Genomic DNA, 21,685 nt, shown 5'->3' with positions numbered 1-21,685 from the left:
TCAGCGGATGAAAAGGCCGGACGAATATGTTCGTATCGCGAAATAACCTATATATATTGTATCATAGCCGCAGCCGGCCAGATATACATAATTTCCGGCCGGCATACATTAGTGTTTGCACATCGTATGATTTTATGATGTAATATGATTTTTTTCGCAAATTATTTTCTTATGAAAGCGGGCTCTCTATTAAATCTTTAACGATTTCTTCAAGCTTCATACCTCTGGACGCTTTGAATAAAATCAAATCGCCTTTTGATGCGTTTCCCTTCACAGCTTGGAGGAGATCTTTTTTCTCAGTGTAGTGGCTGACACGGTCTTTCTCAAAGTGTTTCAGTGCGCCTTCCGCGATAAAAGCTCCCAATTTTCCGTACGTAAAAACGCGGTCAATTCTCTCAGGGCTGATCACAGCGCCGCACTCTTGATGGAACGTTTCTTCAAGATCGCCGAGTTCAAGCATATCGCCGAGCACGAGCATTTTTTTGCTATAGCCTTCAAGACTTTCTGTCAATTGAATCGCAGCTTTCATGGAGGTCGGACTCGCATTATAAGCGTCATTGATTATCGAAAGGCCGCTGTCTGTTTTGATGAGTTCAAGTCTCATGCCGGTTACCCTTAGGCCGCTCAGTCCTGTCGCCGCATCCTCAGGCGTGATGCCAAAATAAGCCCCAGCAGCAATTGCAGCCATGGCGTTCATCACATTGTGCTTGCCGAGTATCGGAATAAAAAACGATGTTTCCATCCCTTTGATTGTAAAATGGGTGCCTTCCTCACTCTGGCTGACATCCTGAAGCTGATAATCATTATGCGCTCCCGTTCCGTACGTTTTCGTCCGGCAGCTGTATGCATTTTGAAGGAGCGGTTCGTCCCCGATATAAATCAGCACTCCATCTTCTTTAAGCCCGTTAATGATTTCAAGCTTCGCCTCCGCGATACCCTCTCTAGAGCCAAGGTCTTGCATATGCGATTCGCCGATATTCGTAATCACTGCCGCATCCGGGTTTGCCAGGCGGCTCAAGAGGTCAATTTCTCCTTTGGCGCTCATTCCCATCTCCAATACGGCGATCTCCGTATTTTCAGGCATCGCTAAAACCGTCAGCGGCAGACCGATGTGATTATTGAAGTTTCCTCCTGTTTTGTGGACATGGTACCGGGTTCCCAGGACGGCGTGAATCATATCTTTCGTTGTCGTTTTGCCGTTGCTTCCGGTTACTCCGATGACACGCGTGCCAAGCTCCTGCAAATAGGCTTTTGCAAGCTGCTGAAGTGCGATAAGGGTATCATCCACTAAAATGACGGCGTGATTCTCAGGCGGGTTTGGCTCTGACCGATCCCAAAGAACGGCCGCTACACCGGCTTCAAAAGCCTGCTCCACAAAAGCGTGGCCGTCAAAACGTTCCCCTTTCAGCGGAATGAAAAGCTGATGTTGTTCCAGTTTTCTTGTATCAGTTGCCACTCCATGAATGACTGTTTGTTCATATTTCGGATTTGTCATCGTGCCATTGACCATTTCGGCAATGTTTTTTACTGTTCGCTTAATCAAGTGAGGTCCCTCTCTTTCTTTTGTATATACGGGAAAAAACACTGCCCTTTTACCGGCAGTGTCCTTCTTCATTAGAATGTATGCTTGATCAATTGTTTTTCAGCGTGGCGTTCTTTTGCAAGCTCCACAAGCTGTTCAATCAGGTCAGCATATTCCACTCCGGCTTCTTTCCAGAGCAGCGGGAACATGCTGAAAGGCGTAAAGCCAGGCATTGTGTTGACTTCATTGATTAGAACTTCGCCGTCAGCTGTCAGGAAAAAGTCCGCTCTGACGAGTCCTGAGCCATCGATCGCTTTAAACGCTTTGATCGCCATATCACTGATTGTTGCGTATTCCTCTTCGGTGACAATCGCCGGAATCATCAGATCAGTATCTCCATCCTCATATTTCGCTTTGTAATCGTAGAAATCCGTCTTCGGTGCGATTTCTCCCACAACAGAGCATTTAGGATCGTCATTTCCAAGAACGCCGATTTCGATCTCGCGGCCGTTGATGCCTTCTTCGACGACGACTTTGCGGTCATATTGGAAAGCAAGCTCAAACGCTTTTTGCAGTTCTTCACGGTTTCGGCATTTGCTGATTCCGACACTTGAACCAAGGTTTGCCGGTTTTACGAAGCAAGGGTAGCCTAATTGCTGTTCAACCTGCTCACAGCATTCTTCCGGAGAATGAGTCCATTCCTTCTTAAGGAAAGCTGCGTATTTAGCTTGAGCAAGGCCGGCCTGCGCGAATAAATGTTTCATAACGACTTTATCCATGCCAGCTGAGGAAGCAAGCACTCCGTTGCCGACATAAGGAATGTTCAAGAGCTCTAGCATCCCTTGGATCGTACCGTCTTCTCCGTTCGGTCCGTGGAGGAGCGGGAATACGACGTCGATTGCTTCATTTTGCTGTGACGCTTCCTGCGGAAACATCTCCTGGTTCAGGGCAGCTGGAGAAAAAGCACTGCCTCCTTGCTCAAATTGAAGCATTTTCACGTTTGAAACAGGCTCAGTTAAACGGGCGCCTCTTACCCATTCGCCTTTTTCTGTTATATAAATCGGATGTATATCAAACTTCTCAGTATTTAGCGCTTTGATTACAGCCAGAGCTGTCTGCAGGGAAACATTATGTTCTGCCGACTTTCCTCCGTACACTAATCCTAGACTTGTTTTCAATGGATACTCCCCCCACTACAATTCATCTTTACTATCTTATCACTTTCACAAGAAAATGATCTAATTATTTTTGGGCATGCTGATGTTGAATGCATTTGTATGTAATTCCTTTTTATTTTATATTAAAATGGCATTGAAAAGGAGATGTGACATATGAAAAAAATCACAACGAACGAACAATTTAATGAACTGATTCAATCTGATAAAGAAATCATTGTAAAGTTTTATGCTGATTGGTGCCCAGACTGCACACGCATGAATATGTTCATCGGCGATATTTTGGAAGAATATAATCAAAACGACTGGTATGAGCTGAATAAGGACGAGCTTCCTGACCTGGCTGAAAAATACCAAGTGATGGGCATTCCCAGCCTGCTTATCTTCAAAAACGGTGAAAAAACAGCTCACCTTCACAGCGCCAATGCCAAAACGCCTGAAGAAGTGACTGAATTTTTATCTGAACATATAAGCTAATTCGTTAAACAGCCTTATTTTATGTCGTCGGGCTCTACATGAACATGAACATGAGTGACATCGTGTTCATGTTTTATTTTGTCTTCTACTTCATCAGCCACTCCATGACCTTCTTCTACTGTAAGCTTCGGATCAACCGTAATGACCATTTCGATATGAACTGTGCTGCCTAAATACCTCGCTTTCACATCCTTTAAGCGATGCACATTTCCGATCCTCGCGACGGTTTGTCTGTAAGGCTCAAGATCTTTTAAATGGAAGCCGTCTGTTAAAGAATGTGAAGCGTCTTTAAAGATATCCCACGCCGTTTTGCAAATGATGATGCCGATGATAAAAGCCGTTACCGGATCAATCCACGGCAGCTGCAGCTGGGACGAAAAAACACCGATAAACGCGCCGGCACTTACAAAAGCGTCTGACCTGCTGTCCTTTGCCGCTGCCATCAGGGCAGAGCTTTTAATGGACGCTGCCAGCCTTTTGTTATATAAATAGATGCCATACATAAACACAGCACTGCCTAACGCCGTCCATGCCGCGATAAGATTGGGCGTTTCCGTTGTGCCTCCCGCAATCGCTTTTCCTCCGCCGATTAACACTTCAATGCCGACTGCCATCATAATAAAAGACGCAATAAGAGACGAAATTGTTTCAGCCCGATAATGGCCGTATGGATGATCGCTGTCAGCCGGCCTTTGGGAAATCCGCAATCCTATGAACACCGCTAAGGACGCAACAATATCTGTTCCATTATTTAACCCGTCTGCTCTCAGCGCTTCAGAATGATATAGAATCCCAATGACTAGCTTCACAACAGCAAGGATGACATATGCAAAAATATTGAGGAGCGCCCCTTTTTCTCCCTTTTTCAGATTTTCTGTCCGCTCCATTGTATACCAGCCTCCATTCTATTACATAGTATGGTTCAAAACATGAAAAATAGCAGAACTGCGTTCAATGAAGCGGGACATTTCGACAGCAATTATTGCCCGGGAAACTTTTTGTCGATTTGTTGAATGTTTGTAAATTGGCAAAGAATAGGACTGTTTTCATCTTTACAGGCTATTGCGGACATTGTATACTGAAGTTAATTGATAATGATTATCAATATCGTTTGATTGGAGGTTGGTGACACAATGACACCTCAGTCTGCAGAAATCAGAAAAAAACAGCTCATTCATCTGTTAATACAGAATGGTATATACAAAAAGTCAAAGCGTCATCTGTATGAATTGTCGCTGACGGAGTTAGAAAGTGAATACAAACATGTCAGGAGGGAGCCGGAGCATGCCGAAGCGTAAAATAAAAACTTACCAACAGCTGATCCAGGAAAACAAAGAGGCGATTATGGGCAATCCAAAGCTGATGAATGTTATTTATGACAGGATCGACCGCAAGCATCAAAAAAATCTGCAAGAGCAAAACAATACATAAAAAGAGCCGGAAAGGCTCTTTTTTTTATGACTTAAACGCTTCTGCTGCCAAGGTGTGTATCACGGCGTCATCCATCGGCGGGTTATGGAGACCGGCGCGTACATCACGGTAATAGCGCTGAAGCGGGTTGGTTCGTTCAAGGCTTTTGGCCCCGACAATTCTCATCGCTTTATCAACAACAGACAACGCAGCGTTTGTGACGATATGCTTCGCCGCACCGAGCTCGCTTGTCAAGTGTGGACGCCGCTCCGGATCGTCATACAATTGAGCGATATGGAAAAGAAAGTGTCTGGCATTAAGCAGTTCAAGCTCCATTTCACCTGTCCTTTGCTGTACGGCCGGGACATTCTTGATCGGTCCCTTCAAACTGTTTGGAGAATACTCAGATGCGAATTGCACTGCATAGTCACGCGCAGCTTGAGCAACACCAAGATAAATCGCAGGAATGTGAAGCAGCCAGCCATTCGGCTTAGCTCCACGAGGCCCTTGAAGCAATTCAACCAGCTTATTCTCTTCAAGCATGACTTCGTTCAGTACAAGATCATGGCTCCCTGTCGCCCGCATCGCCATCATATCCCACGTTTCTTCAATCGACAAACCGGGATCATCTTTATGAATGAGAAAAACGCCTGTTGTTTGTTTGTCTTCAATCCATGCGGTTACTAAAAAATAATCCAGTGCTTGTGACATCGTCGTAAAGGTTTTTCTTCCATTCACTGCCCATTTGCCATCCTTTTTGACGGCGTTTGTACCCGGACGCCCTCCTCTCGTCGGGCTTCCGGTTTTCGCTTCAGTCGCCGCCCTGTTAATGACGGCTCCGTTTTGGACTTCCTTGGCAACAAATGCAAATACGTCTTCATCCCAGCTGTTTCCTTCTCCAAGCTCCCCGATTACGCTCAAATGCCAGCCGATGCTAAGAGCCGCAGGAGCATCTCCCCGTGCAAGCCGTTCTTGAAACAAGAGCATTTCGTAAACAGAAATGCCCCCTCCGCCATGAGAAGCTGGCAATGTTAATGCCGTATAGCCAGCATCACGCAGTTTTTGTATTTTCTCCACAGGAAAACGTCCCTGTTCGTCATCTTCAGCAGCAGTTTGCTGAAATTCATCCGCAATCCGTCCGATTTTCTCCATCCATTGCCGCTGTTGATCGTTTTGTATAAATAATGACATCCGGCAGCCCCCCAAGTTTTAATTCCGATAAATTTAATATGTATTATAGATTTCCTGCCATTTTTCCGCAACTGTTAATCTTTTTGTCCAGTATAGAAAAACACGCCGTTCCCCTAGGGAACAGCGCGATTACACAGGATTTGCATCCCGGTCTTGTTTCATGCCGAGATAAATCAGCATATATGTCAGGTAACCCATTGTCATCACCAGGCCGCCAAAGAAAAAGCTTGAGAAAATCGGCTCTTCAAAAGCGGTCACTGCAGCCAACACAATCCAGCTGGCATACAGATAGATGATAAAATAGCGAATGCCCGTCTTCATTTTATATATCATGTACAGCCCCACGAGAGAAAACAACCCTAGCGCGAGCCTGAAATAAACAAGATGTTCAAACTGAAACATGAATGACACAAATGAGAATCCAAGCAGCAATACGATCGGTAAAGCGGTAATAAAGTTCCTCAATCGAGACACCTCCGTCAGTACCTTTAGTATAAACCAAAATATCAAATGATATTGATTTACGTGAGCTTTTTCACAAAAATGTCATTCCTTGCCTTTAGACCCGAACATCCCGTTTACAGAAGCACCACCAGCCAACGACGATGAAGAATATCGCGTGTATGATGAGAATCCCAATTGAAAACAATGGCGTCATGCCTGAAAACAACGCTGTCTCTCCGCTTCTGTATTGTGTAAAGTCAGTGTTCGCAAAAAGCAAAAAGCTTCCCCACTTGTTTTCAAACAACTTCATGAGCTGAACAAGTGTACTCGCTCCGTATAAAACGACAAAGGAAACAACAACTGCTACCGCGCTATTTCGGAACAGCGAAGAACAAAGCAGGCCGAATAATCCCATCATCACGGCTTCAAGCCAGTTTGACCCGATCAGCGCCAAGGTGTTGACCAGCAATGTCTGTGATTCCGAGGTCACGGATGTGCCAAAAAACACGAGACCGAATAATAAAGCCAAAATGTAGTATGCCACATACAAATAAAAGCTGACCATTACGACTGTGATTAATTTTGACCAAAAAACCTTTTGGCGTTTAACCGGCCGAATGAGCAAAAATTTGATCGTCTTTTTATCAAATTCCATCGAAATAATTGTCGCTGCAATCACGATCGTTAAGGCCTGCAGCAAAATGTTCAGGCTCGGTGTATACGATAAATAGCCGATGAAGTTTTCATCTGTCCCGGCACTGACGACAATCCGTTTAATGATCAATGCCATGAAGAATTGGAAGACAGCCATCAGGATCAGAGAAACCAAAGTGACCTTCCGATTAAAAAGTTTCATATGTTCATTCCAAATTAATTTAGACAAGCTCTTCTCCCTCCTCTTGATGAGCAGTCGTCGCTTTTATAAATTCGTCTTCCAGTGATTGCGTGTAAGGCGTAATGGAGAATACATTCAGACCTTGTCCGACAAGTGATCGGTTCAGCTCCGGAATGTTTTCTTTTGCTACCTCAACTACAATCGTCCCAGCTTGGCGCTCAGCTTGATATTGATTGCCTGTCAGCCAATTGAGCGCTTTTTCTTGCGGCTGCACTTCTATAATCGCTTTTTCTGTGGTTTGACCAGTTCCTTGTAAACTGACTTCCGCTTTGATCTCACCCTTTTGAATGATGATGACACGGTCGCACAGATCTTCAACCTCGCGCAATAAATGAGTGGCGAACAGGACTGCTGTTCCTTCCACTTCTGCGAGCTCCTTAATATGATCGCGAAAATCCTTCATCCCCGCAGGATCGAGGCCGTTTGTCGGTTCATCTAGAATGAGAAGCTTCGGCCGGTGAAGAATTGCCTGAGCTATTCCCAGACGCTGCCGCATTCCAAGAGAATAGGTTTTCACTTTATCATGAATGGCTGACGTCAGCCCGACACGTTCCACCACTTCATCAAGCCGTTCATCCGTTATTTTCCTGTGCATATTCGCAAAGTGCTTGAGGTTTTCCCAGCCTGTCAGGTACGGATAGAACTCAGGGTTCTCGACGATCGCTCCAACCGCTTCCATCGCTTTTTCAAACTCTGTATCATGCTGGAATCCGCTGATTGTCACGCTTCCGCTGTTTTGTTTTAGCAGCCCGACGATGATACGGATAAGTGTTGTTTTTCCGGAACCATTCGGACCGAGCAGACCGATGATTTCACCCTCCATGACGTCCATGCTGATCTGTTTTAAAATCGCTTTAGACCCAATCTTTTTATCGAGGCCTTCAATATGTAAAATCGGCTCAGCCATAAAGCCTTCCTCCTTTTTCAACCAAAAATAAACAGTGCCCAAAATTAGGCACTGTTTGTATTATAGCATTTGTTGCTTCCAAATGTTTGGTTAAACCGATAGAGTCGGCGCTTGCTCAGTCTGCTTATTCTTTTCGGTTTCTGTAATGATGACAGCGCAGGCCGCGTCACCTGTTGTGTTCACCACTGTACGGAGCATATCAAGCAAGCGGTCAATTCCAAGAATCAATCCGATTCCCTCGACAGGCAGACCGACAGATTGAAGCACCATGGCTAGCATAATCAAACCGACTCCCGGAACACCAGCGGTTCCGACACTTGCCAGCACAGCCGTCAGTATTACCATCAGCAGCTGCGTAAATGTCAGATCATGCCCGAACACCTGCGCGATGAAGACAGTGGCTACCCCCTGCATGATGGCTGTTCCGTCCATATTAATTGTTGCACCGAGCGGCTGGACGAAGCTGCTGATCGGCTCAGGCACTTTTAATTTTTTCTGAGCCACATCCATAGATACCGGGAGTGTCGCATTGCTGCTGGAAGTACTGAACGCCACAACCATAACCTCTGAGAAATCTTTAAAGAACGTGATCGGATTTCTTCTGGCTAAAAGCGCTACTGTAGATCCGTAGGTAACGACTGCATGTATCAGCAATGCAACGGTTACCACAACCATGTACAATCCCATCGCTTTCATTGCACTGAATCCTTGGCTTCCGATAGCTGTCGCAATCAGACCGAATGTACCATACGGAGCGAACTTCATGACAAGATTCACCAAGTACATCATCAATTCATTTCCTTGTTCAACGACTTTAAGAAGCATATCCGCTTTTTTTCCGAGCATTGTAATCCCTAGTCCGACAAAAATGGCAAAAGCAATAATTTGCAGCATATTTCCTTCCGTCATCGCTTGAACAGGGTTTGTCGGAATAATGTTTAACAGAGTGTCTGCAATGCTTGGGGCTTTTTCAGCAGTGAATTCGGCAGATGAAGTATCATACGTTCCGAACTCTCCCGGTTTGATGACAAGAGCTAAAATGATGGCAATCGTAATCGCGACTGCAGTCGTGATGAGAAAATAAGAAATGGCTTTCACACCGATTCTGCCAAGCTTCTTAGGATCGCCCAGCCCGGCTACTCCCAGCGTCAGTGAGAAAAAGACAATCGGAACGACAAGCATTTTAATGAGGTTTAAAAAGATGGTGCCTAGAGGACCAAATACAAACTTATTTAAATTTTCAAATAATTCAGGTGATGTTACGTTAAGAATAATCCCCGTCACAGCACCCAGCACCAATGCAATGATAATCTTTGTAGCCAGCTTCATCCGCATTCCTCCCTCTTTTGAAAAAAGCCCGCGAGAGACTCCCGCGGGCTTTGGCTATACAATCAAACCACAGGACTCTCTCTTCACGCTGATGAGGTTAGCTGACGGGTTCGGACGAAGAGATGTCCGTTTTTCAGATGAAAAATTAACCCCAAAAGATCGGGTCCCCCACTCCTTGTTATAGGATTAAGCGTGTGGCTTACTATTATATGATCTATTTTATTTATACAGAAAAGATCCAATTTTGTAAACTATTTTTTGTTACTTTTTTCTCTGGATCTTTTAGGTCGATCCTCCTTGTTGGTGACATCAAGAATATCAAGGAGAAATACAAAGATCGGAATCCCGATAATTAAGCCCCAAATGCCGAAAAAATGTTCAGAGAAAATGAGTACTGTGAAGGTGAAAAAGATTGGCAGCTCTGTTTTCGCAGACATCAGCTTTGGATTTAAGAAATAGGTTTCGATCGCATGAATGGCGAATATGACAAGCACAATGTAAAGCACATACATTCCGCCGCCAGTGCTGTAGGCGATAATGCTGAGCGGAATCAAGGAAATGACGACGCCTGCCACAGGGATCAATCCAAGGAAGAACACCATAATAGACAGCCCAAACAGCTGCGGGAAGTGCATAATCCAAAGCGCGATAAACGTCAGAATACAATTGACGAGCGCAATGATAAATTGTGCCTCAAGCACCTTGCCGAACGTTCTGGCAAATTTGCTTCCGAAAAAAGCAATTTCCTCATAAAAGACCCTCAGTTTGCTCGTTTTAAATTTCGCCATGAATTCAGAAAGGCGTTTTTTCTCAAATAAGAAAAACATGCTGAGGATAAGCGCCATCACGACCTGCAAACCGAATGTGCTGATATCGGCCAGATACGTATACACTACATTGAAGCCCTCTTTGACATATGAACTGATGTTGATATCTCCGAAAACACTGGTGATCTCATCAAAGAAAGGGATGCTGTCAGGGTGATACGCAATATGTTTAATCTGCTTAACCAGCTGCTGGATCTGCGCCGCGACGACCGGATAAAACACAAAACCCCCGACTGTAAGCAGCACAGCCAGCAGCATGTAAAGAAACGTAATGACAACCCGCTGGCTTACGCAGAAGAACTGGCTTACAAACTGCCGCACGACAAGCTCCAAACGATCCATTAAAAACGTGAAAATGAAGGTAAGCAATATTAAGTTGATCATGCTCTTAAATAGATATAACACACCAGTTAACACGACAAAGATGGAGAAACGTCTTACTCCCGGGTGCTGAAAAAATTTAACTAAAGCGGCCATTTATACACTCCTGTTAGGACAAACGTCCTTCATTCAATATAGTATCCATTTGTAAATTATATAACAAAAAAATGCTGAGGTCTCTGTCCTTACCTTAATAATTCTTAAACAATTAAAAAAACGGCCCATGAATGGGCCGTTCTTTTTTCAAACTGCTGTTTTCATTTTTTTCATGCCTTCAACAGCCTCTACGCTTTTTGCTTCATCAAATTCATTTTCGCTTTTTGCAACAATGATCGTGGCGATTCCGTTTCCGATCAGGTTCACAATGGCTCTTCCTTCACTCATGAAACGGTCGACACCAAGCAGGAGTGCAAGCCCCTCCAGCGGAATGACCTGAAGCGCTGACAGCGTTGAGGCAAGGACGATAAATCCGCTCCCCGTCACACCTGCCGCTCCCTTCGATGTCAGCATCAGAACGAGGATAATCGTAATTTGCTGGCCGATGCTGAGATCTACTCCAAACACCTGTGCCAAAAAGACCGTCGCCATTGATAAATAAATGGATGTGCCGTCGAGGTTAAACGAATAGCCCGTCGGAATCACAAGCCCGACAACGGATTTGGAACAGCCGTAGCGCTCCATTTTATCCATCATACGCGGGAGCACCGATTCGGAAGAGCTTGTGCCAAGCACGATCAGAAGCTCATCTTTAATGAAGCGCAGGTAATTCCACAGGCTGAATCCGTAAAGCTTGCAGATGATATTTAAAGCAACAAATACGAACAGGAACATCGTAATATAAACAGACATCATTAAGCTTGCCAGCGGTTTGATGGAATCGAGCCCGAAGTGCCCGATCGTATACGCCATCGCCCCAAATGCCCCGATTGGCGCAGCTCGCATAATGTAGCCGATAATTTTGAAAAAGACGTGAGAAACCTTGTCGAAGAAATCAATGACGCTTTTCCCTTTTTCACCTAATGCCGCAAGACCGACTCCGAAAAGAATAGAAAAGAATAAGACCTGCAAAATGTCCCCTTTTGCGAAGGCATCAACCATGTTGGACGGAACAATGTGTGTCACAAATTCAATCCAGTCGATTCCCTGACCGCCATTTTGCGTGTATTGTGATACATCTCCCTTTTCAAGCTTGCTGTAATCAAGACCCGCACCCGGCTTCATGATGTTGACGACAAATAAACCGATAATGAGTGCGAGGGTGGTGACAACCTCAAAATAGATAAACGCTTTTCCCCCTACTTTTCCAACCTTCTTCATATCGCCCATTTTTGCAATCCCGAGAACGATTGTGAAGAAAATGATTGGTGCGATCACCATTTTAACAGCGTTGATAAATGTATCGCCAAGCGGTTTCATTTCTTTGCCGACATCCGGCCAGACCAGCCCGACAATGACCCCGATGATGACCGCGGTTATGACCTGAACTGTTAAATTTTTAAACAGTTTCATCTCCTTCATCCCCCTGTCCTATTCGCCTTTGTGTCTTTCTTACTAGAATGATAGCGTTTTCATATAGTCTGGGGAAGTTTATGATCATAACGGACATTTTGGTCTTTTTGGTCTCAGATTTATCCTTTTAACACGTAGCGGTTGACCGGCCGGCCGACTCCGCCATATTGAACGTCCAATTTGATGATCCCGGTTTTTTCTAAGTAATCAAGATATCGTCTGGCTGTCACTCTGGCGATGCCGAGCGCCTTGGCGACCTCTTCCGCAGAAAGGGATGCGGTTTGCTGTTTCAAAAATGCAGTGACTTCATTCATCGTGAAGTGATTCAACCCTTTCGGCAGATCCTGTACGGCCTGCTGCGGAATATTCAGGATCGCATCGAGCTGTTCCTGGGACAGCGTATCATTCGCTTCGATTTTTTGTTTATATTGCTTGTACTTTTCGAGCGCCTGTCTCATTCGCTCAAGCTTAAACGGCTTTAAGATATAGTCAGCCGCCCCGTTTTGCAGCATAAGAGAGATCGTTTCCTTGTCTTTTGCAGCGGAGACGACAATGACATCCACTTCAAGCTTTTGCTTTCTGATCTCCTGCAAGGTCTTGATGCCGTCTTTTTTCGGCATGTACACATCGAGAATGACGAGATCGGGCTGTTCTTCTTTAATCAGCTTAATGCCTTCCTCTCCGTTTCCTGCTGTTGCACAGACAGTAAAGCCTTTAACAGTTGTAATAAAATCCTTATTGACCTCTTGAACCATCGGATCGTCTTCAATGAGCAGAACCTTCCATTCTTTACGAGCCATGCTGTGCTTCCTCCCCCTTCATTGGAAAAACGATAGAAAAAGATGTCCCCTGCCCCGCATGTGAATCAACTTCTATCGTGCCCGATCCTTTGTCTATGATTTGTTTCACTAAATACAGGCCATAGCCTGTGCCGCCTGTTTTATTGACCGTAAAACCTTTGTCATAAAGGTGCGGCATATGTGCCTGTTCAATCCCGCAGCCGTTATCTTCTATTAAAATAGCAAGGATATCATCCGTTTGTTCGATGCTAATGTCAATTCGTTTGTCATCTGATTGAACGGCTTCAAAAGAACCGAAGGCATTTTCAATCAGATTCCCCAAAAGCACGACGATATCATGCTGATCAACATGCTCGGGAAATTGCTGAAGACTGCTGTTTTCATCTATATGAACAGCAATGCCGAGCTCCCTTCCCCTTCTGATTTTACTTAATAGAAGGCCGGCCGCAGCGTCATTTTGAATCGAGCGGTGCAAAAATTCAGTCACATTTTCCTGCTCAGTTGATGCCTGGAATGCAAGCTGCAAGGCTTTTTCGGATTTCCCCAGCTGGATGAGACCGGCGATCGTGTGCAGCTTATTCATATGCTCGTGATTTTGGACACGGAGCGCCTCCACAAAGTTTCTGACACCAGTCAATTCCTCTGCCATCTTGGCTGCTTCCGTTCTGTCCTGAAAAATCGCGACGGCGCCGATCACTTTTTTCTTCATGACGATCGGTATTCTGCTGCTCATGATGACCTTACCGCTGACACGAATTTCTTCATTATAAACCGCTTTGTTTCGCTCCACGATTTCGGGCAGGCGCGAATCCTTGAGAACCTCCCAGATCACCTTGCCGATCAGATCCCCCTGCACTTCAAAGATCTGTTTCGCTTTTTCATTGAAAATCGTAATGATGAGACGGTTGTCAATGGCGATCACCCCTTCATTCATTGAGTGAAACGTCGCCGTCCGCTCTTCATACATTCGGACAATCTCATGTGGCTCAAGCTGAAACATTTGTTTTTTGATATGACGGGCAAGCAAAAAGGAACCCGCAAGCCCGAAGCCGAGTGTCAGCACAACGATGAATGCGATATCACGCTTTAAATGAAGCAGGATGTCAGCAATCCCCGGCAGTGTTTTTCCGACAAGCACCACGCCTATTTGGTTCAGGTCGTGATCTTTAACCGGATAAAAAGCGCGAACCGCCGTGCCGATCTCACCCTTTGCTTCAGAGAAATAAATGTGCTCCGCAAACGCCGCCTCCTCGTCGGCTCCCTCTGATTTTTTGCCGATGCTAGTGCTGACGGGATGCGTATATCGGATGTGATTCATATCCATGACGACAATATAGTCTGCTTCATTAATCATCCTGATTTCTTCAACCGCATGGCGAACCGCTTCTGTCCGTTTTTTTCGCGCCAAGGCTTCTTTTACTTCTGTCATCTCTGACACCGTCCGGGCCGTATTCATCAGCCGCTTTTTCAGCTCCCGCTCCTCTGTATGCTGAATGTTGCCGATGAGCACAATGCCGCCGATCAAAAAGGAGAAAATGACGAGGATATAGGATAAGATCGTGATTTTCCAACGGATTGAGAGCTTCTTTTTGTTCATCAGCTTCTCCTTTCAGGTCTTTACGAATGTCATTGCCCCCATTATTCTTAACATAGGGGAGGGCTTTTCATGAAGAGTTTGCTTGCATGTCTCGCGCTGATGATCGCTGGAATTGCAACCGCTTTATTTATCGGATTCCATGATCATACCGGCAATAAAGAGATTGTTTATGATGACGACCAGGAAGGCTTGCAGGATCAAATCGTGTTTAAATTCAGCCACGTGGTTGCTGAAAATACGCCAAAAGGGCTGGCCGCCAATAAATTCGCTGATTTGGTGAACGAAAAATCAGGCGGGAAAATAAAAATTGAAGTATTTCCGAATGGAAGCCTGTACTCGGACATTGAAGAAATCGAAGCATTGCAAAACGGCGATGTTCAATTTATCGCCCCCTCCACATCGAAGCTCGGCATGCTCTCGCCTGAATGGGGAGTGCTGGATCTGCCGTATGCTTTTACAGATTACAATGCCGCCAAAAAAGGGCTGAACGGAAGCATCGGCACACAGCTGTTTGATTCTCTAAAGAAAAACCAATTAAAAGGACTGGCCTATTGGACAAACGGCTTTAAACAAATCACGACAAATCAAGGGCCGGTCAAAACCCCGGATGATTTAAAAGGGCAGGATCTGCGCATTATGCAAAGCGATGTGATTGAGAATCAGTTCAAGCTGCTTGGCGCAATACCTCATCAGGAATCCTTCAATTCTACCTTTCAGCTGCTAGAAAACAATGTAGTTGATGGTGAAGAAAATACAATCTCAAACATCTATTCTAAAAAATTTTATAATGTTCAGGACTATTTGACAATAAGCAGCCACGGTTACCTCGGCTACGCTGTCATGACTGATGAGCACTTCTGGAAGGCGCAAACCCCAGAAACAAGGCGCATTTTGACTGAAGCGATGAAGGAGACGACGGAGTGGAATGAAACGTATGCCGAACAAATGAACAAGGAGCAGCTGGAGGAAATCAAAAAGAATTCTGCTATACATATTTATGAGCTGTCAGATCAAGAGAAAAAAGAATGGATGAAGCGTCTTGATCCTGTTTACCGGCAGTACGAGCCAATCTTTGGCCGGAAGCTGATCAAGGAATTATTGGAGCTCCGAAAAGATTCATAGTTCCCATCTCGATACGCTGGTTTTCGTTTATCTTTCTATTGATCGGAAATATAAAAAGAGATAATCGAAAAAGGAGATGGGTACATGTTTAAGCATACAAAAATGCTGCAGCATCCTGCTAAACCAGATCGTCCAGATCCATTATTCGCTAAAAAAATGCAAGAAATTTTAGGCGGGCAATTCGGAGAAATTTCAGTTGCCATGCAGTACTTATTTCAAGGCTGGAACACAAGAGGAAATGAAAAATACAAGGACTTGCTGATGGATACGGCAACCGAGGAGCTCGGGCATGTTGAAATGATCGCAACGATGATCGCCAGACTTCTAGAGGACGCCCCTCTTGATCAGCAGGAAAAAGCCGCTGAAGATCCGGTCATCGGCTCCATCCTGGGCGGCATGAACCCTCACCATGCAATTGTATCAGGACTTGGCGCCATGCCGGAAAGCAGTACAGGCGTACCTTGGAGCGGCGGTTATATCGTAGCAAGCGGAAACCTGCTGGCAGACTTCCGCGCCAACCTGAATGCGGAATCACAGGGACGTCTGCAGGTCGCACGCCTGTTTGAAATGACGGATGACAAAGGCGTCAAAGATATGCTCAGCTTCCTGCTGGCGCGTGACACGATGCACCAAAATCAATGGCTCGCCGCCATTAAAGAATTAGAAGCACAGGAAGGTCCGGTTGTGCCGGGCACATTCCCGAAAGCGCTCGAAAAACAAGAGTTCTCACATCAGCTGATCAATTTCTCTGAAGGCGAAGAAAGCGCCAAGCAAAACTGGCTGAATGAAAAAGCGCCTGATGGAGAAGCCTTTGAATATGTGAAAGAAGCAAAAACGTTTGGAGAAAAACCGGAGTTAAAACCAGCACCGCCTTTTGTTCATAATACACTTCCGGGACGCGAGTAAAGACACAAGCCCAAAACATGATGTTTTGGGCTTTGATTATGCCTTCAGAACCGTCCAGTCTGGTTCGTGTTGGATGTCTGGGTTATGTAACACATCGTGAACGAACGATTTATCCTCTTCGTACAGCGTCACCTCTATCGAACGAATCACAGCCTTCTGTTCGTTTTCCTCGTAAATGCTGTCATGTTCATTCTCCATAAAATGATCATAGGCTTCTCTGTTTTCCCATACACTGATGATTTCTGCGGTGAGCGGCCCGTCTGCTGTCTTTCGCCAGCCGCCGGCCTGTTTGATGAAGCCATTCACATGTGATAGTGCTCCCCACTCTGACTGCGCTTTTGCAAATGCTTCAGCGTTTGCAGCGTCTACTTCACATACAATCCTTTTGATCAGCATGGCAACTCTTCTATGATGACGGTTTTGGCTTGTTTATGCTCAACACAGAGATTCACCGTTCTGACGTAAGAGCGTGTGCGGTGAACCGTGCCTTTCGGGATGAGCAGGCTGTCATTTGCTTTGAGCACCGCGGTTTCTTTGTCCTTAAAGTCGATCAGCAGCTCACCTTCAAGAACAATAAACAATTCGTCAGAGTCAGGGTGATGGTGCCAGTCATATTCTCCTGTAAACACCGCAAGGCGCACGCAGTGGTCGTTGACCTCTGAAATTGAAAAATTGGCGTGTTTTTCTTTGACTTCGTTTGCGATGGCGAGCAAATTTTGCATTTCGGACATTAGCGAAAACCCCTTTTTCACTTATTGTATCTCAATTGTCGCATAAATTGAGAAAATTCCTGAAATAAAAAGCGATCCAGCTGATGTGCCGGATCGCTTTTTATTTACAGGTTGTCTGCCTTTATGCTTTTGATTAGTCGTTGTTGCGGGCGTTTCCGCCTTTTGAGCCGATTTCTTGGTAGAATTCTTTATCATGATTTTTGCTTGTAGCCTCTCCGCCTTTACGGCCGATTTCTTGATAGAATTCTTTATCATGATTTTCGCTAGTGGCTTCTCCGCCTTTTTCACCGATTTCTTGATAGAACTCTTTGTCATGGTTTTGGCTTGTGGCTTCTCCGCCTTTTTCGCCAATTTCTTGATAGAATTCTTTGTCATGATTTTCGCTAGTGGCTTCTCCGCCTTTTTTCCCAATCTCTTGATAGAATTCTTTGTCATGGTTCTTGCTTGTTGTTTCTCCGCCTTTTCTACCTGCTTCTTCTCTGCTCATTTTGTTATTGTCTGCCATTTTGAATTCCTCCTTTAATTGGTGTTGGTTGTTGTATTCCCGCTATCAATTCTTTTAAACAAATAAAACACATTGGGTATGTTTTCAATAAAAAAAGCAGGCGGATCGCGGTGTCCGTCTGCTTTCTGCTATTCCATCTCTCGTTCTGTTTCTTTCAGTCGTTCAAGAATGCGCCTCTTTTTGTACAGCATCATGCCTGTCTCGGTAATATCGTTTAATGTTGAGCGATTGGCAGCGGCGCCAAAAACCATTCCGGCGACCGGCACCAGCTGGAATAGCTTTTTCCAGCCAAACGTGTCCCGATAGCCTAAAACGACTTCTCGCCAGCCTTGGATTTGAGATGCGACATTCTTATATGTACGGTCTTGATCGTAGTGTTTTAATTCTTGCAAAATCGATCTTTTGCCGACAACATCAGCCGACGTCAGCTGCAAACATTTCACAATGAAGACGCGTTCTTTTTTCTCCTTTGGGTCATAGCCGTATGCAACTGCGATATCCTGTAATGTTTTTAGTGATAAGCCAAGCACTGCCGGAATGTCTGCCGCCAGTGTAAACACGCCGCCCACACCGGTTGTCGCGCCTTGAACGGTTGCTGCGTTGATTCTGTTTTTGCCCATTCCTTCCGCAATTTTATCCATGACAGGAAGAGGCGCTTTCCGGACGTCCTCCAGCGATTCAAAGATCTCCTCCGGCAGTTCCTTTTGAAACATCTTGATAATCTGTTTTTCAGATGTCAGGTACTGTCCGCCTGTTTGAACAAAGCTGCCGATCTCATCCAAGAGCTTGCCGATCTTTTTCTGAATGAATTCAGGTGTCAGCTTGTCCAGCAGCTGAAACGGGAGACGGCTGAGCTTTTCCCAAAACCAGACTTTTTGCTGAGCTTTTTCCCATTTCTCTATCTCTTTTAATTGCTGGTGTAAGTCTTCTTTTCGTTCTGTTGTCACCCAACCCGCACTTCCCTTCCGTTTTTTCTACTATATAGTATACCTTCATTTGTTCAGATGCGTTTTTATTTTTCACCTGCGGGTACCATTTTTATAAAAGAAAAAGGAGTGATGGGACATGCCATGGTCGATGAAGGATTATCCCGCTTCATTAAAAAACCTTGAGAAGCCGGTCAAGAAAAAAGCAATTGAGATTGCGAATGCGATGATTGATGAGGGCTATGAGGACGGACGTGCGATCCCGATCGCGACAAGCAAAGCGAAGGAATGGGCGGAAAACGCATCTACAGATGAAATTGATGATTTCCTTAAACATGATGACGAGACAGAACGCGATGATGGTTCTAACAGCGGCGGAGACCCTGAACTCATGCATAAGGCAGAGCATGTCATCAAGCATAAAAACGGCTGGGCAGTCAAAGCCGAGGGAGCCCAACGCGCATCTGACATCAAGGATACAAAGAGAGAAGCGATTGAACGGGCAAAGGAAATCGCTGCGCATAAAGGCACTGAGGTCGTTGTCCATTTGGCTGACGGCAGTGTGCAGAGAACGATCAAAACGGGATCATAAAGCGATGTGCTTTTAGGTGTTTCGAAATAATCAGGAGCGGTTATTGATTGGTAAATCATTTATGAGAGGTGATCATGATGCTTAGCTTTTTGGTTTCATTAGTTGTTGCTATCGTTATCGGATTAATTGGAAGCGCCATTGTAGGAAACCGGCTGCCGGGAGGAATTTTCGGCTCTATGATTGCCGGGCTGATCGGCGCTTGGATCGGACACGGACTTCTTGGCACTTGGGGACCGAGCCTCGCCGGCTTTGCTATTTTCCCGGCCATCATCGGGGCAGCCATCTTCGTGTTCTTGCTGGGCCTTATATTCCGCGGGCTGCGGAAGGAAGCCTAGACTCATTAGATACAGGAGGCATCGTTTCGAACTGAAACGATGTCTTTTTATATGGGACCTTATCCCGAATCCCTACATATCATGTTACATAACAGGGAAAAATTCAGAAGTGTATTTTGAACATTTTCGGTTGACAAGAAACCGGGATGGTCATATGATGTAGATAAAATAATTTGCCTTAAGGAAACTCTTTGTTGTACGGCAAAAACAATCAGAATTCAGGTGAGACATGATGAACAAGGACATCACAGCACAATCTCCCCGTTCCAAAGCCGTCCAAGATGCGCTTGACGGGAAAATCAGAGGATTCAGAGGGCTGCTCCCTTTTCTCGGCCCTGCATTTATAGCAGCCATTGCCTATATTGATCCCGGCAACTTCGCAACGAATATCTCGGCGGGTTCTAAATACGGATATATGCTCTTATGGGTAATATTATTTTCCAATATCATGGCGCTTTTAATTCAATCTCTATCCGCCAAACTTGGGATTGCGACAGGCAAAAATCTGCCTGAGGTTGCCCGTGAAGAATTCCCGAAGCCTGTCTCGATTGGATTATGGATTCAGGGCGAGCTTGTCATTATCGCAACTGATTTGGCGGAATTTATCGGAGCGGCTCTGGGACTGTATTTGCTGTTCGGCATTCCGATGCTTGAAGCGTCTATTATAGCGGCGATCGGTTCTTTCGCGATCTTGGAGCTTCAGCGCCGCGGTTATCGCTCACTTGAAGCCGGCATCGCCGGTATGCTGTTTGTGGTCGTGATCGCCTTTGCACTGCAGACATTTTTCGCAAAGCCTGATGCCGTGTCAGTGATGAAGGGCCTCTTTGTCCCGGCGTTTCATGGCACTGACAGTGTGCTCCTTGCAGCGGGTATTCTCGGCGCAACTGTTATGCCGCACGCCATTTATTTGCACTCTGCCCTTACACAGCGGCGGGTGGTCGGCACAACGGATGCAGAACGGAAAAAAATCTTCAGATTTGAATTTATTGATATTTTAATAGCGATGCTAATTGCAGGAGCTATTAATGCAAGTATGCTGATTGTGGCTGCTGCATTATTCTACAAAAACGGCCTGTTTGTTGAGGACCTTGATGTCGCGTTTCAGCAATTCGGACATCTTGTCAGCCCTATGTCTGCGGCTTTATTCGGAATTGGGCTGCTCGTTGCCGGGCTATCCAGTTCGTCTGTCGGCACACTTTCAGGCGACGTGATTATGCAAGGATTTATCAACTACCGCATCCCGCTGTATGTACGGCGGTTTATCACGATCATTCCGCCGATCTTGATCATCGCGTCTGGCGTAAATCCGACGACCGCTCTCGTCTTGAGCCAGGTCGTGCTGTCTTTCGGGATCGCCTTTGCCCTCATTCCGCTGATTCTGTTTACAAGCAATAAACGGATCATGGGATCTCTGATCAACGCCAAATGGGTCACAGTGGTGTCTTGGCTGATTGCAGTATTGATCGTCGCTTTGAATGTGTTTTTAATTGTAGATACGTTTCGATAAAAAAACCGGCTGCAAAAGCCGGTTTTTATTTTTTGGCAAAAGCTCATTGATACCCTTTTTGACAGAAATTTGTTATGATAGAAGAAAAAATCGGAGTTTTGATGATGTCAGTATTTATTTTGTTTTATTTGTGGATTGTTCCTATTGTCATCGGCATTATATGTTCTGTCGCTGCCTATAAATCCAAAGGGAAAATGAGAATCGCGCCCGGCATGGCCATGATCGTGCTCAGTATCATTTCCTTGATCACCGCGTTTACAGCCGGACACACGAATTTTCACGTGTTTATCGGCGGCATGTTTTTATTCGGCACCTTCTTGGTCGGTTCTGCTTTTCCTTTCTTTTTCGGGCTGAAGAAAAAAGAGAAATAACCCTATACTGAGAAGAGCTCTGTAAGATTTGATAAGAATAAACAAATGAAACATACAAGGACAAATGCGCTGGTCTTTTTGCTTTGAAAGAAGGTGCATTTGTCCTTTTGCCCGTTCTAAGCATGGCGAAAATCGTGATATGACGCATAGATCATTCCTGCAGATCCTAATGCATACAACAATAATTTTATGAACTCAAACATGTAATCCTCCTCATACCAATATA

Annotated in this window: 25 protein-coding genes and 1 riboswitch; of the genes, 9 read left to right on the top strand and 16 right to left on the bottom strand. The window is 45.2% G+C overall.

Annotated elements, in window-relative coordinates:
* Positions 1-169: 169 nt before the first annotated feature.
* Together BFW96_RS15330 and BFW96_RS15325 are read right to left on the bottom strand one after the other, a co-directional pair.
* A complete protein-coding gene (locus BFW96_RS15330; protein ID WP_069839937.1) occupies positions 170-1,543 on the bottom strand; it encodes a UDP-N-acetylmuramoyl-tripeptide--D-alanyl-D-alanine ligase in 1,374 nt (457 codons plus the stop codon).
* A 71-nt stretch (positions 1,544-1,614) separates the two neighbouring features.
* The gene (locus BFW96_RS15325; RefSeq protein WP_069839915.1) at positions 1,615-2,700 is read right to left on the bottom strand and encodes a D-alanine--D-alanine ligase; all 1,086 of its coding nucleotides are present in this window, start codon (positions 2,698-2,700) and stop codon (positions 1,615-1,617) included.
* 153 nt (positions 2,701-2,853) lie between these two features.
* On the opposite strand from BFW96_RS15325, the gene BFW96_RS15320 reads away from it, so the two are divergent.
* The gene (locus BFW96_RS15320) at positions 2,854-3,174 is read left to right on the top strand and encodes a thioredoxin family protein (protein WP_003234326.1); all 321 of its coding nucleotides are present in this window, start codon (positions 2,854-2,856) and stop codon (positions 3,172-3,174) included.
* Positions 3,175-3,188: 14 nt separating this feature from the next.
* Here the strand turns inward: BFW96_RS15320 and BFW96_RS15315 are convergent, their stop codons facing one another.
* Positions 3,189-4,061 (bottom strand): cation diffusion facilitator family transporter, encoded by an 873-nt coding sequence (locus BFW96_RS15315; protein ID WP_069839914.1) that lies wholly within the window; start codon positions 4,059-4,061, stop codon positions 3,189-3,191.
* A 246-nt stretch (positions 4,062-4,307) separates the two neighbouring features.
* On the opposite strand from BFW96_RS15315, the gene BFW96_RS15310 reads away from it, so the two are divergent.
* Together BFW96_RS15310 and fbpB are read left to right on the top strand one after the other, a co-directional pair.
* Complete coding sequence (locus BFW96_RS15310; protein ID WP_069839913.1) at positions 4,308-4,472, top strand: Fur-regulated basic protein FbpA; 165 nt, start codon at positions 4,308-4,310, stop codon at positions 4,470-4,472.
* A complete protein-coding gene (gene fbpB / locus BFW96_RS15305) occupies positions 4,426-4,605 on the top strand; it encodes a Fur-regulated basic protein FbpB (RefSeq protein ID WP_083252893.1) in 180 nt (59 codons plus the stop codon). Before BFW96_RS15310 ends, fbpB begins: the two co-directional genes overlap by 47 nt.
* A 24-nt stretch (positions 4,606-4,629) precedes the next feature.
* On the opposite strand, the gene BFW96_RS15300 is transcribed toward fbpB, so the two are convergent.
* The 9 genes from BFW96_RS15300 to dctS form a co-directional block, all read right to left on the bottom strand.
* Positions 4,630-5,775 (bottom strand): acyl-CoA dehydrogenase family protein, encoded by a 1,146-nt coding sequence (locus BFW96_RS15300; protein WP_069839912.1) that lies wholly within the window; start codon positions 5,773-5,775, stop codon positions 4,630-4,632.
* Positions 5,776-5,904: 129 nt separating this feature from the next.
* Positions 5,905-6,240 carry a hypothetical protein gene (locus tag BFW96_RS15295; protein WP_003225151.1) on the bottom strand — a complete coding sequence of 112 codons (336 nt, stop codon included), beginning with the start codon at positions 6,238-6,240 and terminating at the stop codon, positions 5,905-5,907.
* A gap of 94 nt (positions 6,241-6,334) precedes the next feature.
* The gene (locus BFW96_RS15290) at positions 6,335-7,102 is read right to left on the bottom strand and encodes an ABC transporter permease (protein WP_069839911.1); all 768 of its coding nucleotides are present in this window, start codon (positions 7,100-7,102) and stop codon (positions 6,335-6,337) included.
* On the bottom strand, positions 7,095-8,021 hold the full coding sequence (locus BFW96_RS15285) for an ABC transporter ATP-binding protein (protein WP_040084122.1): 927 nt from the start codon (positions 8,019-8,021) through the stop codon (positions 7,095-7,097). The genes BFW96_RS15290 and BFW96_RS15285 overlap by 8 nt, the downstream gene beginning before the upstream one ends.
* A 90-nt stretch (positions 8,022-8,111) precedes the next feature.
* Positions 8,112-9,350: a dicarboxylate/amino acid:cation symporter gene (locus tag BFW96_RS15280; protein WP_041521244.1), complete on the bottom strand. Its 1,239-nt coding sequence runs from the start codon at positions 9,348-9,350 to the stop codon at positions 8,112-8,114.
* Positions 9,351-9,422: 72 nt separating this feature from the next.
* A riboswitch (cyclic di-AMP (ydaO/yuaA leader) is annotated at positions 9,423-9,553 on the bottom strand.
* Positions 9,554-9,601: 48 nt separating this feature from the next.
* Positions 9,602-10,654 (bottom strand): AI-2E family transporter, encoded by a 1,053-nt coding sequence (locus tag BFW96_RS15275; protein WP_069839910.1) that lies wholly within the window; start codon positions 10,652-10,654, stop codon positions 9,602-9,604.
* A gap of 147 nt (positions 10,655-10,801) precedes the next feature.
* Positions 10,802-12,067 carry a C4-dicarboxylate transporter DctP gene (gene dctP / locus BFW96_RS15270; protein WP_014475862.1) on the bottom strand — a complete coding sequence of 422 codons (1,266 nt, stop codon included), beginning with the start codon at positions 12,065-12,067 and terminating at the stop codon, positions 10,802-10,804.
* A gap of 119 nt (positions 12,068-12,186) precedes the next feature.
* The gene (gene dctR / locus BFW96_RS15265; RefSeq protein ID WP_069839909.1) at positions 12,187-12,867 is read right to left on the bottom strand and encodes a two-component system response regulator DctR; all 681 of its coding nucleotides are present in this window, start codon (positions 12,865-12,867) and stop codon (positions 12,187-12,189) included.
* Complete coding sequence (dctS, locus tag BFW96_RS15260; RefSeq protein ID WP_069839908.1) at positions 12,857-14,464, bottom strand: two-component system sensor histidine kinase DctS; 1,608 nt, start codon at positions 14,462-14,464, stop codon at positions 12,857-12,859. The genes dctR and dctS overlap by 11 nt, the downstream gene beginning before the upstream one ends.
* Before the next feature lie 69 nt (positions 14,465-14,533).
* On the opposite strand from dctS, the gene dctB reads away from it, so the two are divergent.
* On the top strand, positions 14,534-15,586 hold the full coding sequence (gene dctB / locus BFW96_RS15255; protein WP_069839907.1) for a C4-dicarboxylate TRAP transporter substrate-binding protein DctB: 1,053 nt from the start codon (positions 14,534-14,536) through the stop codon (positions 15,584-15,586).
* Between the two features lie 84 nt (positions 15,587-15,670).
* Positions 15,671-16,492 (top strand): manganese catalase, encoded by an 822-nt coding sequence (locus BFW96_RS15250; protein ID WP_015382816.1) that lies wholly within the window; start codon positions 15,671-15,673, stop codon positions 16,490-16,492.
* Positions 16,493-16,528: 36 nt separating this feature from the next.
* On the opposite strand, the gene BFW96_RS15245 is transcribed toward BFW96_RS15250, so the two are convergent.
* From BFW96_RS15245 to BFW96_RS15230, 4 genes are all read right to left on the bottom strand, one after another.
* The gene (locus BFW96_RS15245) at positions 16,529-16,888 is read right to left on the bottom strand and encodes a YdbC family protein (RefSeq protein WP_069839906.1); all 360 of its coding nucleotides are present in this window, start codon (positions 16,886-16,888) and stop codon (positions 16,529-16,531) included.
* Complete coding sequence (locus BFW96_RS15240) at positions 16,882-17,223, bottom strand: cupin domain-containing protein (protein ID WP_069839905.1); 342 nt, start codon at positions 17,221-17,223, stop codon at positions 16,882-16,884. The genes BFW96_RS15245 and BFW96_RS15240 overlap by 7 nt, the downstream gene beginning before the upstream one ends.
* Before the next feature lie 133 nt (positions 17,224-17,356).
* Positions 17,357-17,728, bottom strand: coding sequence for a glucose starvation-inducible protein GsiB (gene gsiB, locus BFW96_RS15235; RefSeq protein WP_024714471.1), 372 nt, complete (start codon positions 17,726-17,728; stop codon positions 17,357-17,359).
* A gap of 128 nt (positions 17,729-17,856) precedes the next feature.
* Entirely contained in the window at positions 17,857-18,675 is an 819-nt protein-coding gene (locus BFW96_RS15230; protein ID WP_069839904.1) for an EcsC family protein, read from the bottom strand.
* Positions 18,676-18,793: 118 nt separating this feature from the next.
* Between BFW96_RS15230 and BFW96_RS15225 the strand changes: the two genes are divergently transcribed.
* The 4 genes from BFW96_RS15225 (at position 18,794) to BFW96_RS15210 (ending at position 21,459) form a co-directional block, all read left to right on the top strand.
* A complete protein-coding gene (locus tag BFW96_RS15225; RefSeq protein WP_069839903.1) occupies positions 18,794-19,246 on the top strand; it encodes a DUF2188 domain-containing protein in 453 nt (150 codons plus the stop codon).
* A 77-nt stretch (positions 19,247-19,323) separates the two neighbouring features.
* Positions 19,324-19,581, top strand: coding sequence for a GlsB/YeaQ/YmgE family stress response membrane protein (locus BFW96_RS15220; protein WP_003246519.1), 258 nt, complete (start codon positions 19,324-19,326; stop codon positions 19,579-19,581).
* Positions 19,582-19,810: 229 nt separating this feature from the next.
* The gene (locus BFW96_RS15215; RefSeq protein WP_069839902.1) at positions 19,811-21,088 is read left to right on the top strand and encodes an Nramp family divalent metal transporter; all 1,278 of its coding nucleotides are present in this window, start codon (positions 19,811-19,813) and stop codon (positions 21,086-21,088) included.
* Positions 21,089-21,192: 104 nt separating this feature from the next.
* Entirely contained in the window at positions 21,193-21,459 is a 267-nt protein-coding gene (locus tag BFW96_RS15210; protein WP_069839901.1) for a hypothetical protein, read from the top strand.
* The last annotated feature ends 226 nt before the right edge of the window (positions 21,460-21,685 follow it).

Source organism: Bacillus sp. F56 (assembly GCF_001748205.1).
Taxonomy (GTDB): domain Bacteria; phylum Bacillota; class Bacilli; order Bacillales; family Bacillaceae; genus Bacillus; species Bacillus stercoris.
This window is presented reverse-complemented; position numbering and strand designations above follow the sequence as displayed.